Below are 14,691 nucleotides of genomic sequence, written 5' to 3' on the forward strand. Positions count from 1 at the left end.
TGAGGCGAGGACGTCGCTTTGAGCGCTGCCGTCCCCATGGCGGCCTACGCCAGCTTGGCCCTGAGCATGGCCCTGGTGGGCAGCTACGTGGCGCTGTCCAAGATTCTGGTGCTCGTCTTCCCGGTGATGCTGCTGGCCTGGCTGCGCTTTGGCATCGCCGCGGTGGCCATGGCCGGCTGGGTGCGCCGCCGGCCGGGCGAGCGGCCGCTCTCCCCGGCTGACCGCCGGCTGCTGTTCTGGGAGTCCTTCTTCGGCAACTTCCTGTTCTCGGTGTGCATGCTGTTCGGTGTGTCGCTCACCTCGGCTCTGGCCGCCGGCGTGATCATGGCGTCCATCCCGGCCGTGGTGGCCGTGCTGTCGTGGTGGCTGCTGGGCGAGCGCATCACCCCCAGGGTGCAGGCCGCCATCGTGTTGGCCGTGGGCGGAATCGTCCTGCTCTCGGTGGCCAAGACGGCCGACTCCAGTTCCGGGATGGGAGGACTGCGCAGCCTGTTGGGCAATGCCCTGCTCTTTGCCGCCGTCTGCTGCGAAGCGCTGTATGTGGTCATCGGCAAGAAGCTCACTGGCAACGTCTCGGCCCAGCGCATCAGCGCCCTGGTGAACCTCTGGGGCTGGGCTCTGGTCACGCCCTTCGGGCTGGTGGCGGCGCTGCAGTTCGACTTCAGCGGCGTCGCGCCCGGTCACTGGGGGCTGCTGGTCTTTTACTCGCTGGCGGCCAGCATGATCACCGTGTGGCTTTGGATGACAGGACTGCGCCACGTCCCGGCCGCATCGGCGGGCATTTTCACGGTCTTTCTGCCGATCAGCGCAGGACTGGTCGGGGTGCTGGCCCTGGGCGAGCGCTTCACGCCCTTGCATGCGGTGGCCTTCGGGCTGGCCCTGGCCGGTGTGGTGCTCGCCACCTGGCCGGCGCGACGGCCGGCGCTGGCCGCCTGAACGGGAATCGGACCTCAGCCGGCGACCACACCCTCGGGCTCTCGTGCCGCCGCAGCGGCGCGCGCCATGGCCTGGTGAGCCAGGACCATGACTTCGGCCGGAGCCCGCTGCCGAAGCCGGTGATCAGACCACACCTGGCGCCATCGACGTGCACCCGGCACGCCGTTGTACAGGCCCAGCATGTGCCGCACGATGTGGGGCCAGGGCACGCCGTGCCGGGCCTGCTGGCGTTCGCAATAGGCCACCATCGCGGCTTCGATGGCCGCCCGGTCGGGCGCTGGCCCGGCCTGCCCGAAGAACCGGGTGTCCCAATGGGCCATCGCATAGGGGTTGTGATAGGCCTGGCGGCCGATCATCACACCGTCCACGTGTGCGAGCTGGGCGGCCATCGCCTCGTCGTCCTTCAGGCCACCGTTGATCGCAATGGTCAAGTGGGGGAACTCGCGCTTGAGGCGGTGCACGATCTCGTAACGCAGCGGCGGAATCTCGCGGTTTTCCTTGGGGCTCAGTCCCTGCAGCCAGGCGTTGCGGGCATGCACGATGAAGACTTCGCAACCGGCCTGCGCCACGGTGCCCACGAAATCGCGCACGAAGTCGTAGCTCTCCTGCTGGTCCACACCGATGCGGTGCTTCACGGTCACCGGGAGATCCACCGCATCGCGCATGGCTTTGACCGCATCGGCCACGAGGTCGGCCTCCTTCATCAAGCAGGCGCCGAAGGCCCCGCGCTGCACACGCTCGCTGGGGCAGCCGCAGTTCAGATTCACCTCGTCATAGCCCCAGCGTTGCGCCAATCGGGCACAGGCGGCCAGATCCTCGGGCTCGCTGCCCCCCAATTGAAGCGCGACCGGATGCTCTTGCGCGTCGTGGTCCAGGTGCCGGGCCACGTCCCCATGCAGCAGCGCGCCGGTGGTCACCATCTCGGTGTACAGGCGCGTGTGCCGGGTGATCAGCCGATGGAAATAGCGGCAGTGCCGGTCCGTCCAGTCCATCATCGGGGCGACGGACACTCGCCAAGGGCTGAGATCGAATGGGGTCTGGGTCACGCGCGCGAGCAGGCAAAAATGAGATTGTCGCAGCGCGGCGGCGTCCGTGCCGGCGCGGGGAATTCAAAGGTCGAGCACGTAGACCTGGGCGGTCTGGCGCTCCTGCTCGTTGTGGCCGGCCAGGGCCAGGCCCCACTCGTTGCCCAGCGCACCGACGCTGGGCTGCAGCCCGGCAGTCATCACGGCCACTTCCTCCGAGCTGGCATCGAAGTCGAGCAGGTGGCGGCGCTCCCGGTCGAAGAGGCGGGCCACCATGGCGCCGCTGTGCTCGATGATCAGCAGGTACTTCGCGGGGGCTTGCATCGCGTCACTCCCGGACCTCGCATTGCCGCCCAGCGTAGCACGCGGCCCCAGCTCGCGCGATGGTTCAGCGCAACCCGTTCAGGGGGTGGGCATGGGCTGGCCAGGGGCTCACGAAGAAAGCCTGCACCATCGCCGGGGTGACGTCCTCGACGCGTGGCGGGTTCCAGCGCGGCGCGTGGTCCTTGTCCACGGCCAGGGCACGGATGCCCTCCACCGTCTCGCTGGCAGCGCCCGGGCGCAGATGGAAGCAGTGGCGCACCAGGTCGCGCTCCATGCGCAGGTCCTCGGCCAGCGTCATGCGACGGGCACGGCGCACCTGCTCCAGCGTGACCGCCAGCATCAGGGGCGAGCGCTTGCGCAGGGTGGCCGCGATCTCGGCCGGCCAGGGGCCGTCGGTCTCCCCGTCCAGCGCCGCCAGGATGGCTGCAACGTCTGCGCCGGCAAAGCAGCGATCGATGGTCGCCCGGTGAGCCTGCAGCACGGGCGTCGGTGCGTCGCGCAAGCGCGACCGGGCCCGCTCCAGCAGACTCACGGCATCCGCATCGACAGACAGCGCCTCGACCAGACCGTCCAGTGCCTCGCTGGGCAGGTAGCCATCGGCCAGCCCCCAGGCGATCGCGTCGCCTGCTCCGATCACCTGGCCGGTCAGCGCCAGGAACTCACCGACCCGCCCCGGGCAGCGCGACAGAAACCAGCCCCCGCCCACATCGGGAAAGAGGCCGATGTTGGTCTCGGGCATGGCCATCTTTGTGCGCTCGGTGACGATGCGCAGCGCCGCCCCCTGACTGATGCCCATGCCTCCGCCCATCACGATGCCGTCCATCAACGCGATGTAGGGCTTCGGGTAACCATGGATCAGGTGGTTGAGGGTGTACTCCTCGGTGAAGAAATCCTCCAGCCGCGGATCGCCCGCCAGGGCGGCCTGGTGGAAGAAGCGGATGTCCCCGCCGGCGCAGAAGGCCACCCCCTTGCCTTCCCGGGTGGCCCCACGCACCAGCACGGCCTGCACCGCGGGATCATCGCGCCAGGCCAGCAGCAAGGCGGTGAGGTCGCGGATCATCGACAGCGACAGGGCGTTCAGCGAGAGCGGACGGTTGAGCGTGATCAGGCCCAGGCTGCCGCGGCGTTCGGCCAGGACCAGGCCCTCGCCGCTCAGTCCGGGAAGGGTCGGGGACATCATCATCGGTCTCCTTGTCGTGTGATGGAAGCATCGGGAACCGGCACGGGTGTTGCACGGCGTGATCGACGCAGACCCAGGGCCTCGTTGACGACCAGCGCCCCCAACACCAGCAATCCCCCCTGCAAAGCATGGGTGGACGGCACCTCGTTGGCGCCCAGCCAGGCCCAGGCCACGCCGAAGATCACCTCCAGCAGGGCCAGCAGGGCGACCTCGGGGGCCGGCAGCACGCGCGCCAGTTGAACCGCGATCAGGCAAGGCACGGCCAACTGGAACACCCCCAGCGTCGCCAGCAGCCTCAGATCATGCGCAGAGGCCTGCAACGGCCAGGCCAGCGGCAGCGTCACGGCCGCGGAGATCACGGCGCCGATCAGCACCGCCGGCAGCAGGTCCTGACGCCGGGCATAGGTGGGCTGGTGGGTCGTGCGCTGGATCACCGTCCAGTTGACGGCCGCCGCCAGCGGTACGCCCAGTGCGACGAGGGTGCCGAGCAGGTGGCGCAACTCGGCCCCGGCCAGCTCGCGGCCGTACATCCACGCGATCCCGGCACCGGCCACGGCAATGGCGCCCCAGGTCCGCTCAGGCAGGCGGTGGCCGAGCGCCAGGCGTGCCAGCAGCGCGGTCATCAATGGGCCCAGGGCCATCGTCACCAGCACATTGGCCACCGACGTGAGCGTGAGCGCCACCATGAAGCAGGTGTACATGATGGACCACATCACGCCCGACACCCACAGCGGCCAGCCACCATGGCGCAGCTCCTCCCACAAGCCTCGCCCCTTCCACAGGAGCAGGGCCACGGCCATGAAGGCCGCATTGAAGAAGCTGCGCCAGAAGGTCACTTCGAAGGAGCGCGCCGCCTCGAGCTGACGCGTGACCACCCCGGCGATGCTCCACATCAGCGTCACCAGCACCATCAGCGCGACGGCACGGCCGTGCGTCATGTCCTTGCCCCCTCGTCGTGCCCTGCGGGCGGCCGCTCAGGCGGCCTCGCGCTGCGCGCGCTTGCGCTCGTGCTCTTTCAGCAAGCGCTTGCGCAGACGGATCGACCTCGGGGTGATCTCGACCAGTTCGTCGTCCTCGATGAACTCGACGGCGTACTCCAGCGTCAGCTCGATCGGCGGGGTGAGCCTGATCGCATCCTCTTTGCCCGAGACGCGGAAGTTGGTGAGCTGCTTCGTGCGCACCGCATTGACGACGAGGTCGTTCTCGCGGCTGTGGATGCCCACGATCATTCCTTCATAGACCGGATCCCCCGGCTTGACGAACATGCGGCCCCGGTCATCGAGCTTGCCCAGGGCGTAGGTGACGATCTCGCCGTCCTCCTGGCTGACCAGCACGCCGTTTTTGCGTCCCTCGATCTCGCCTTTGTAGGGTTCGTAGCCATCGAAGATGTTGCTCAGCAGGCCGGTGCCGCGCGTGAGGTTGAGGAACTCGTTCTGGAATCCGATGAGGCCCCGTGCCGGGATGCGGTACTCCAGGCGCACCCGCCCCATGCCGTCGGGCTCCATGTTGACCAGTTCTCCCTTGCGCAGGCCCAGGGCCTGCATCACACCGCCTTGGTGCTGCTCCTCCACGTCGGCGGTGACGAGCTCCATCGGCTCGCAGCGCTGGCCGTCGATCTCGCGGAAGACCACGCGGGGCTTGGAGACGGCCAGCTCGTAGCCCTCGCGGCGCATGTTCTCCAGCAGGATGGTCAGGTGCAGTTCGCCCCGCCCTGAGACCTCGAAGACGCCATCTTCCCCGGTTTCTCGCACGCGCAAGGCCACGTTGGACTGCAGTTCCTTCTGGAGACGGTCCCAGATCTGGCGGCTCGTGACGAACTTGCCCTCGCGTCCGGCCAGCGGCGAGGTATTGACGCAGAAGTTCATCGTCAGTGTCGGCTCGTCGATTTTGAGCATCGGCAGCGGCTGCGGTTGATCGATCGACGTCACGGTCACGCCGATGCCGATGTCCTCGATCCCGTTGATCAGCACGATGTCTCCGGGCCCGGCGGACTCGGCCTGCCGGCGCTCAAGCCCTTCGAACTTCAGGACCTGGTTGACGCGTCCACGGTAGGAGCGGCCGTCCGGCCCCTCCATGACCAGCACGTCCATCGCCGGACGCAGCGTGCCGGCATTGATGCGACCCACACCGATGCGGCCCACATAGGTGGAGTAGTCCAGCGAGGAGATCTGCAACTGCAGCGGCGCATCGGGATCGCCCTGGTGGGCCGGCACATGGCTGAGGATCGTTTCGAAGAGCGGGCTCATGTCCTCACCCCAGCGCGTCCCGGGCTCCCCCTCACGGAGGGAGGCCCAGCCGTTCAGACCCGAGGCATACACCACGGGGAAGTCGAGCTGCTCTTCGGTGGCGCCGAGTTTGTCGAACAGATCGAAGGCGGCGTTGATGACATAGTCCGGGCGTGCACCGGGCTTATCGACCTTGTTGACGACCACGATCGGCTTGAGGCCCAGCGCCAACGCCTTCTTCGTCACGAAGCGGGTCTGCGGCATGGGGCCCTCCTGTGCGTCGATCAGCAGCACGACGCCATCGACCATCGACAGCGCGCGCTCGACCTCGCCGCCGAAATCGGCGTGCCCGGGGGTGTCGACGATGTTGATGTGCGTGCCCCGCCAGCTCACCGCGCAGTTCTTGGCCAGGATGGTGATGCCGCGCTCGCGCTCGAGGTCGTTGCTGTCCATCACCCGCTCGCCGACCTGCTGGTTCTCGCGGAAGGTGCCGGACTGGCGCAGCAACTGGTCCACCAGCGTGGTCTTGCCGTGGTCGACGTGCGCAATGATGGCGATGTTGCGGATGGGCTTGCTCATGATGGGAGGACAAAGGCGACCCGGTCGACGGGTCAGGACTTGTTGAAGGAGACCCCTAGGGCCAGGACTTCGGGGGGGCTCAGCAGCCGCATGGGAATGAGTTCACCGGCACGGACCTGCGCGCTGCCCAGGAAGGCGCCGGCTTGCGGGCCGTAAACGCGCACGGCAGGTGCATCGCGATGGTCCACGCGCCGGCGCATTCCGGCGAGAAAGCGCCCAGCCTCGTCGGCCGTCAGGTGCACCGCCGGCCAGTGTGCGACGAGCACGTCGGGGGGCAACAGGCGCGCATCGCGCCCGGTCTCGTCCATCTGCTCGAGCATCTCGAGCGTGATGGCCTGTTCGACGGACAACGGGCCACTGGCCGTGCGGCGCAGGGCCACCAGGTGGGCACCGCAGCCCAGCGCTTCTCCGAGATCCTCGGCCAGCGTGCGTACATAGGTACCCTTGCTGCACAGGACATCGATCTCCAGCCGGTCGTCCTGCCAGGCCACGAGGTCCAGGCGATGGATCCTCACGCGCCTGGCTGCTCGCTCCACCTCGACTCCGGCACGGGCATACTCGTACAGTGGCCGGCCCTCGCGCTTGAGGGCCGAGTGCATGGGGGGGACCTGGTCGATCTCACCGACGAACCGGGCCAGCGCAGCGTCCACCTGGGCCGCCGTCAGCGACACGGGCCGCTCGTCGAGCACGGCCCCCTCGGCATCGCCCGTGGTGGTGCGGCGCCCCAGTTGCAGCACGGCACGGTAGGCCTTGTCGGCTTCCAGGCTGGCCTGCGAGAACTTGGTGGCCGCCCCGAAGCACAGCGGCAACAGGCCGGTGGCCATGGGGTCCAGCGTGCCGGTGTGACCGGCCTTTTGCGCCCGCAACAGCCGTTTGGCCTTCTGCAGGGCCTCGTTGCTGCTCAGCCCCAGGGGTTTGTCCAGCAGCAGCACACCATGCACCACACGGCGCTCGATGCGTGCGCGCGGCGGCGCAGGGGTGGCAGCAGCCGGCATGGCAGGCTCAGTCCTTGGCACGGGTGGCATTGGCCTGGGCGATCAGCGCGTTCAGGTCGGCGGCCCGCTCGGTCGTGCGGTCGAAGACGAAGTGCAGCGTCGGCACGGTGTGGATCTGCAGGCGCTTGAACAAGCCGTTGCGCAGGTAGCCGGCCGCCTCGTTCAGGGCGGCCTCGGTCTCCTGAGGATCCCCCACCAGCAGCGAGAAGTAGACCTTCGCGTGAGCATAGTCGGGCGTCACCTCCACCGCATTGAGCGTGACCATGCCGATGCGCGGATCCTTCAGCTCGCGGATGAGCTCGGCCACGTCGCGCTGGATCTGGTCGGCCACACGGTGGGCCCGGTTGGGAATGGATCGCTTGTGTCGCATGGTGAGACTCCGGTTGGTGCCAGAAACACAAACCCCGCCCATCTTTCGATCGGCGGGGTCCGAGCGCGTGAGCGCCTCCGCCTTTACAGCGTGCGTGCCACTTCCTTGATCTCGAAGAACTCCAGGTGGTCACCTTCCTGGATGTCGTTGTAGTTCTTGATGTTCAAGCCGCATTCGAAGCCTTCCTTGACCTCGCGCACGTCATCCTTGAAGCGCTTGAGCGACTCCAGCTCTCCGGTGTAGATGACGACGTTGTCGCGCAGCAGACGCAAACGGGCGTTGCGGCGGACCACGCCAGACAGCACCATACAACCGGCGATGGCTCCGACCTTGGAGATGCGGAACACCTGGCGGATCTCGGCGGTACCGATGACCTCTTCCTTCTGTTCCGGTGCGAGCAGGCCCGACATGGCCGCCTTCACTTCGTCGACCGCATCGTAGATGATGTTGTAGTAGCGGATGTCCACCCCATTGTGCTCGGCGAGCTTGCGAGCACCGGCATCGGCCCGGGTATTGAAGCCGATGATGACCGCCTTGGACGCCAGCGCGAGGTTGACGTCGCTCTCGCTGATGCCGCCGACGGCCGCATGCACGATCTGCACCTTGACCTCGTCGGTGGACAGCTTGAGCAGCGAAGACGCGAGCGCTTCCTGCGAGCCCTGCACGTCGGCCTTGATGATCAGCGGCAGCGTCTTCACGTCGCCTTGCCCCATCTGCTCGAACATGTTTTCGAGCTTGGCAGCCTGCTGCTTGGCCAGCTTCACGTCACGGTACTTGCCCTGGCGGAAAGTGGCGATCTCGCGGGCACGGCGCTCGTCGGCCAGCACCATGAACTCGTCGCCGGCCTGGGGCACCTCGGTGAGGCCCTGAATCTCGACAGGGATCGACGGCCCGGCTTCCTGGGTGGGTTTTCCATTCTCGTCGAGCATCGCCCGCACACGACCGTAGCTGGCACCGGCCAGCACGACATCGCCACGCCTGAGCGTGCCCGACTGCACCAGCACGGTGGCCACCGGGCCACGGCCTTTGTCCAGTTTCGCTTCGATGACCAGACCCTTGGCGGGCGCATCCACCGGGGCCTTGAGCTCGAGCACCTCAGCCTGCAGCAGCACGTTTTCCAGCAGGTTGTCGATGCCTTCGCCGGTCTTGGCCGACACCAGGCAGAAAGGGGCATCGCCGCCGTATTCCTCGGGCACCACCTCTTCGGCCACCAGTTCCTGCTTCACGCGATCGGGGTTGGCATCGGGCTTGTCGATCTTGTTGACCGCCACGACGATGGGCACCCCTGCCGCCTTGGCATGGTGAATGGCCTCACGCGTCTGCGGCATCACGCCGTCGTCGGCCGCCACCACCAGGATCACGATGTCGGTGGCCTTGGCGCCACGGGCCCGCATGGCCGTGAAGGCCTCGTGACCGGGCGTGTCCAGGAAGGTGATCGTGCCGCGGGGGGTGTCGACGTGATAGGCGCCGATGTGCTGGGTGATCCCCCCGGCTTCGCCCGCAGCCACGCGCGAGCGGCGGATGTAGTCCAGCAGCGAGGTCTTGCCGTGGTCGACGTGACCCATCACGGTCACCACGGGCGCACGCGTCAACAGCTCGGCCTGCTGGGCAGCCTGGCTTTCCTCGAGGAAGGCCTCCGGGTCATCGAGCTTGGCGGCGAAGGCCTTGTGTCCCATTTCCTCGACCACGATCATCGCGGTTTCCTGGTCGAGCTGCTGGTTGATCGTGACCATCTGGCCCAGCTTCATCAGCTGCTTGATCACTTCGGAAGCCTTGACCGACATCTTGTGGGCCAGGTCGGCCACACTGATGGTCTCGGGCACATGAACCTCGTACACCTGCGGCTCGGTGGGCGCCACGAAGGATGAGGCGCTGTCGCCACGCTCACCCCGGCGGCCACCGCCCTTGGTGGGCGCCCGCCAGCCGCCACGGGTGCCGGCGACGGTGTCGCCGCGGGTCTTGAGGGCGCGCTTCTTCGCCGCATCGTCGGCCCAGCTCGACGACAGCTTTTCGGATTTCACCGACTTTTTGTCGCCTGGTTTGGCTGCGCTCGCAGGTGCCGCCGGCGCGGCAGTGCCGGGTGCTCCGGCCTTCGGCTTGTGGATGGTGCCTTTGATGCCTTCCTTGCTGGCGTCGGCCTTGGGCTTGTCTTCCTCGGGCTTCTTGGCCGTCATCACGCCACGCTTGGGCGCGGCCATCATGGCCCGGATCGCGGCAGCTTCGGCTTCGGCCGCCTTGCGCCGCTTCTCCAGGTCGGCCATGCGCTGCTTTTCCTCGGCCTCGACATCGACGGCCTTGACCACGCGCACGGCCGGCTTCGCAGGCTCGACCGGGGCGGGCGCCTCGGCGGCCGGTGCCGGCGCGGGCGCTTCGGCCGCCCCATCGCCGGCTGCGGCCAGTTCGGCCTGGCGCGCCTGTGCGGCGCGGGCCTTCTCGGCCGCTTCGCGCTCGGCCGCCTCGCGCGCACGGGCCTCGGCCTCCTCGCGCTGACGCCGTTCCTGTTCCTCGCGCTGCCGGCGCTTCTCGGCCAGTTCCTCTTCCTGACGGCGCAGGAGCTCGGCTTGGCGACTGGCTTCCTCCTCGCGGCGGCGCAGCTCCGCGTCATCGACAACGGGCTTGGCAGCAGCCACTTCCTCCACCGGCGCGGTGCTCTCGTCACGCTTGACGAACACGCGCTTCTTGCGCACCTCCACCTGGATCGTGCGTGCCTTGCCCGAGGCATCGGCCTGCTTGATCTCGGTGGTGGACTTCTTGGTGATCGTGATCTTCTTGCGCTCGGTGCCGGCGGTCCCATGCGCCGTGCGCAGGTAGTCCAGCAGGCGCTCCTTGTCGGACTCGGTCAGCGAGTCTTCCGGAGAGGCTTTCGCCACCCCGGCGGACTTCAACTGCTCGAGCAGCGTCGCCGCGGGGCGGTTCAGCTCGGAGGCGAACTGTGCGACTGTGGTAACGGCCATTGTGTGTGATCCTTGACGAGCTTGCAGTGGCTGGACGGGCGGAACCTCTGTACAGCCCCTCAGGCCGTGAACCAGTGTTCTCGGGCCTTCATGATGAGCGCCTTGGCCTGTGCCTCATCGACACCGGTCATTTCGGTCAGCTCATCGACAGCCAGGTCGGCGAGGTCATCGCGGGTATGGATGCCGGCATCGGCCAGCTTGGCGATCAGCTCCGCATTCAGGCCTTCGAGGTCGCGCAGGTCCTGCGACACCTCCTCGACCTTCTCCTCGCGGGCGATCTCCATCGTCAGCAGCGCATCCTTGGCGCGGGTGCGCAGCTCGTTGACGGTGTCTTCGTCGAAAGCCTCGATCTCCAACATCTCCTGCAGCGGCACATAAGCCACCTCTTCGAGACTGGTGAAACCTTCCTCAATGAGGATGTCAGCCACTTCTTCGTCGACGTCGAGCTTCTCGACGAACAGGCGGCGGATCGCACTGGTCTCCTCGGCCTGTTTGGCCTGGGACTCCTCGGCGGTCATGATGTTGATACGCCAGCCGGTCAACTCCGAGGCCAGGCGCACGTTCTGGCCGCCGCGGCCGATGGCGATTGCGAGGTTCTCCTCGTCGACCACGACGTCCATCGCATGGCGCTCCTCGTCCACCACGATGGAGACGACGTTGGCCGGAGCCAGCGCCCCGATCACGAACTGGGCCGGGTCCTCCGACCACAGCACGATGTCCACACGCTCGCCGGCGAGCTCATTGGTCACGGCATTCACCCGCGAGCCGCGCACGCCCACGCAGGTGCCGATAGGATCGACACGCTTGTCATGCGAGAGCACGGCGATCTTGGCTCGCGAGCCGGGGTCGCGGGCGCAGCTCTTGATCTCCAGCAGACCCTGCTCAATCTCAGGCACTTCCTGGCGGAACAGCTCGATCATGAACTGCGGCGAGCTGCGCGACAGGATGATCTGCGGACCGCGCAGCGTGGGATCGACCTCCTGGATGACCGCACGCACACGGTCGCCGGTGCGCAGGTTCTCCTTTGGGATCATCTCGCTGCGCTTGAGGCGCCCCTCGACGCGGCCGGACTCGACGATGAGGTCGCCCTTGTCCAGACGCTTGACGGTACCCACGAAGATCTTGTCGCCACGGGCCAGGAAGTCGTTGAGCAACTGCTCGCGCTCGGCATCGCGGATTTTTTGCAGGATCACCTGCTTGGCCGCCTGCGCGCCGATGCGACCGATGGGCACGGACTCGACCGGCTCCTCGATGTAGTCGTCGACCTCGATGTCGGGGATCTGTTCACGCGCCTCGAACAGCAAGATCTCGGCGTCGGGCTGCTGCAACCCGGCCTCGTCAGGCACGACGTGCCAGCGACGGAAGGTCTCGTACTCACCGGTCTCGCGGTCGATCACCACACGGATGTCGACCTCGCCCTCATAGAGCTTCTTGGTGGCAGATGCCAAGGCGGCCTCGACCGCGCCGAACACGACATCGCGTTCCACATTCTTCTCGCGCGAGATCGCGTCCACCAACATCAACAGCTCGCGGTTCATGATTCCTGACCTCCGTCTTCTTGTGCACTGTCCGCAGGTGCGGCCGCGGCCTGCCCCTTGCGCCGACCTTTGAAGTCGATCACGGGCACCAGGCGGGCTTCACGCACCTCGTCCAGAGAAAAATCCAATGCCTGATCTTGGGCGCCCTCGCGCAGGACGAGGCGCCAGCCTTCACCCAGGGATTCCAGGATGCCACGGTATTTCTTGCGCCCCTGGAATGCCTGCCTGAGGGTGATGTCCACCTCCTGGCCGGCAAAGCGCCGGTAATCGGCCTCTTTGCGCAAGGGCCGATCCAGTCCGGGGGACGAGACCTCCAGCCGCTGGTAATCGACGTTCTCGACCTCCAGGACGTACTGGAGCTGACGCGTCACCTTCTCGCAATCGTCGACGGTGATGAAGGCACCATTCGGGTCGCCGGCCACGCGATCGATGAACACGCGCAGCAAGCCGCCTGCGCTGCGCTCGCATTCGACGAAGTCGTAACCCAACCCCGTCACCGTGTGCTCAACCAAGGCCTGCCAACCCATTGCGTACTCAACACTCCCGCAGCAACACCACCCACACCCTGCAACCGCACCAGGCACCTGCGCCCCGCGGCACAACGAGCCCCGCCAAATCACCTGCAAAGCAAACGGGGCCAAGCAAAAAAAATGGGCTGGATGTCTCCGCCCATTATTTGCAATGGCTCACAATCACTTAGCGAAAGTCGAATTGTACTTCGCCCGGCAGGACCAAGCAAGTCCCGGGCCCGTTGCAGCGTTGCCGGCGGCGCTGCCCGCGCCAACTGGCGCCGTCCTGGAGCTGCATGCCAAAATCTTCCTTCTTTGACCTTTTCGGAGACACCATGGGATTTCTCGCCGGCAAGCGCTTTCTGATCACCGGCCTGCTGTCCAACCGCTCGATTGCCTATGGCATAGCGCAGGCCTGCCGCCGCGAAGGCGCCGAACTGGCGTTCAGCTATGTGGGCGAGCGCTTCAAGGACCGCATCACCGAGTTCGCCCGCGAGTTCGATTCCGACTTGGTCTTCGATTGCGACGTCGGTGACGACGCGCAAATCCAGGCCCTGTTCGACCGACTCGGCGAGGCCTGGCCCAGCTTCGATGGCTTCGTGCACTCGATCGGCTTTGCACCCCGGGAAGCGATCGCCGGCGAGTTCCTCGACGGCCTGTCGCGCGAGGCCTTCCGCATCGCACATGACATCTCGGCCTACAGCTTTCCTGCCATGGCCAAGGCCGCGTTGCCCCGCCTGAATCCCAAGGCCGCGCTGCTCACCCTGAGCTACCTGGGGGCGGTGCGTGCGGTGCCGAGCTACAACACGATGGGGCTGGCCAAGGCGTCGCTGGAGGCCAGCGTGCGCTACCTGGCTGCCCAGCTCGGCGCCCGGGGCATCCGCGTCAACGGCATCTCCGCCGGTCCCATCAAGACGCTGGCCGCCTCGGGCATCAAAGGCTTTAGCAAGATCCTGGAGATTGTCGAGTCCAACGCCCCCTTGCGGCGCAACGTGACGATTGAGGACGTCGGCAATGTCGCAGCTTTCCTGCTGTCCGACCTCGCCTCGGGCGTGACCGCGGAGATCACCTATGTCGACGGGGGATTCAGCCAGGTCATGGGTGGCATCCCGCCGGGGCTGCTCGACAACTGAGCCCCAAGCCCGGTGGCGGCAAGCCCCCACCGGGTCAAGACACGAGGCCGCCCGCTACCGCCAGGCCGCCCCTGCCCCTGAAGGCGTTCACAGCAGTTGCAAGATCTCGCGGCGCTTGCGCTGGAACTCCTCGTCCGTGATCAGCCCCTGGTCGCGCAGCCGCTGCAAGCCCCGCAGGCGCTGCTCCTGCTCCTCATAGAAGCGCTCATCCCGCCGCGCGGGCGCGGCCGCAGCGGCCGGTCCGGGCGCCACGGCCGGCACGGCCACCGTCGCCGGCGCCGGCGACGCGGCCACGGGATGCAGGGAGAAGACCAGCCAGTCGGCGCGCCGGGCCTGGCCCTGAGGACTCGCGACGGCCGAAGGCCCCGCCTGCGCGCGCGAGCCGTGCTGGAAGCGCGGCAGCACCTTCGTGGCACGGTAGGCGTGGAAGAAATCCAAACGTGCATCGTGCACGATCAGGTTCAACCCCTCCTCGCTGACGAACAGCCGTGCCGTCACGCCATAGGGCGTGCTCAGAAAGTTTCCATGGCGACGGGCCGTGCTGAGCAGCTCCACATCCTGCCCCGGACCGGCCGCCGCAAGGGCCTGCACCAGCGGGCCGATCAGGTCGTCGAGCTCGTCGTTGCTGAACAGGTTCTCCGTGCGCCCCCGCACGACGGTGGTGATGCTGCCCAGCGCACGGCGCAGGACCTCCGGCGCCACGGCGGCAGGATGGGCGTTGGGTGCGTCGCTGCCAGGCTCCCGCGGGGCCAGCCGCACGACAGTGAGTTCATGGATGCGCCACTCGCGCCACTCGCGCGCCCGTGGCGAGATCGAAGCATCGGTCGCGGCCGCCTGTGCCGCCGCCAGTGGGGTCCCCCCCGCCATCAGGGCGAGCAGCACGACCGCAGCGGCCGTCATGCGGGGTCCGACAGGGACTCGGG

The 14,691-nt window shown here is 67.2% G+C and carries 13 protein-coding genes; 2 read left to right on the top strand and 11 right to left on the bottom strand.

From position 1 onward, the window contains the following. The first annotated feature begins 36 nt into the window (after positions 1-36). Complete coding sequence (locus AC1ECW_RS07640; protein ID WP_409702385.1) at positions 37-936, top strand: DMT family transporter; 900 nt, start codon at positions 37-39, stop codon at positions 934-936. Between the two features lie 14 nt (positions 937-950). On the opposite strand, the gene dusA is transcribed toward AC1ECW_RS07640, so the two are convergent. The 10 genes from dusA to rimP all read right to left on the bottom strand — a co-directional run bounded on the left by dusA (position 951) and on the right by rimP (position 12,653). Next, positions 951-1,982 carry a tRNA dihydrouridine(20/20a) synthase DusA gene (gene dusA / locus AC1ECW_RS07645; RefSeq protein WP_409702373.1) on the bottom strand — a complete coding sequence of 344 codons (1,032 nt, stop codon included), beginning with the start codon at positions 1,980-1,982 and terminating at the stop codon, positions 951-953. Between the two features lie 63 nt (positions 1,983-2,045). Beyond that, positions 2,046-2,285 carry a hypothetical protein gene (locus AC1ECW_RS07650; RefSeq protein ID WP_409702371.1) on the bottom strand — a complete coding sequence of 80 codons (240 nt, stop codon included), beginning with the start codon at positions 2,283-2,285 and terminating at the stop codon, positions 2,046-2,048. Positions 2,286-2,349: 64 nt separating this feature from the next. After that, on the bottom strand, positions 2,350-3,462 hold the full coding sequence (locus AC1ECW_RS07655; RefSeq protein ID WP_409702383.1) for an enoyl-CoA hydratase/isomerase family protein: 1,113 nt from the start codon (positions 3,460-3,462) through the stop codon (positions 2,350-2,352). 2 nt (positions 3,463-3,464) lie between these two features. Then, positions 3,465-4,403: a DMT family transporter gene (locus tag AC1ECW_RS07660; RefSeq protein WP_409702369.1), complete on the bottom strand. Its 939-nt coding sequence runs from the start codon at positions 4,401-4,403 to the stop codon at positions 3,465-3,467. A 36-nt stretch (positions 4,404-4,439) separates the two neighbouring features. Continuing rightward, positions 4,440-6,269 (bottom strand): translational GTPase TypA, encoded by a 1,830-nt coding sequence (typA, locus tag AC1ECW_RS07665; protein WP_409702367.1) that lies wholly within the window; start codon positions 6,267-6,269, stop codon positions 4,440-4,442. Positions 6,270-6,301: 32 nt separating this feature from the next. Next, positions 6,302-7,264, bottom strand: coding sequence for a tRNA pseudouridine(55) synthase TruB (gene truB / locus AC1ECW_RS07670; RefSeq protein ID WP_481201551.1), 963 nt, complete (start codon positions 7,262-7,264; stop codon positions 6,302-6,304). Between the two features lie 7 nt (positions 7,265-7,271). Next, positions 7,272-7,634: a 30S ribosome-binding factor RbfA gene (rbfA, locus tag AC1ECW_RS07675; protein ID WP_481201552.1), complete on the bottom strand. Its 363-nt coding sequence runs from the start codon at positions 7,632-7,634 to the stop codon at positions 7,272-7,274. 83 nt (positions 7,635-7,717) lie between these two features. Continuing rightward, on the bottom strand, positions 7,718-10,588 hold the full coding sequence (gene infB / locus AC1ECW_RS07680) for a translation initiation factor IF-2 (protein ID WP_481201553.1): 2,871 nt from the start codon (positions 10,586-10,588) through the stop codon (positions 7,718-7,720). Positions 10,589-10,647: 59 nt separating this feature from the next. Next, positions 10,648-12,126 (bottom strand): transcription termination factor NusA, encoded by a 1,479-nt coding sequence (gene nusA, locus AC1ECW_RS07685; protein ID WP_409702361.1) that lies wholly within the window; start codon positions 12,124-12,126, stop codon positions 10,648-10,650. Further along, a complete protein-coding gene (rimP, locus tag AC1ECW_RS07690) occupies positions 12,123-12,653 on the bottom strand; it encodes a ribosome maturation factor RimP (protein WP_409702359.1) in 531 nt (176 codons plus the stop codon). Before rimP ends, nusA begins: the two co-directional genes overlap by 4 nt. A 317-nt stretch (positions 12,654-12,970) precedes the next feature. Between rimP and fabI the strand changes: the two genes are divergently transcribed. Beyond that, on the top strand, positions 12,971-13,768 hold the full coding sequence (gene fabI / locus AC1ECW_RS07695) for an enoyl-ACP reductase FabI (RefSeq protein ID WP_481201554.1): 798 nt from the start codon (positions 12,971-12,973) through the stop codon (positions 13,766-13,768). 87 nt (positions 13,769-13,855) lie between these two features. On the opposite strand, the gene AC1ECW_RS07700 is transcribed toward fabI, so the two are convergent. Further along, positions 13,856-14,668, bottom strand: a complete 813-nt coding sequence (locus AC1ECW_RS07700; protein WP_481201555.1) for an SHOCT domain-containing protein — start codon at positions 14,666-14,668, stop codon at positions 13,856-13,858. Between the last annotated feature and the right edge of the window lie 23 nt (positions 14,669-14,691).

The organism is Caldimonas hydrothermalis, assembly GCF_056746695.1.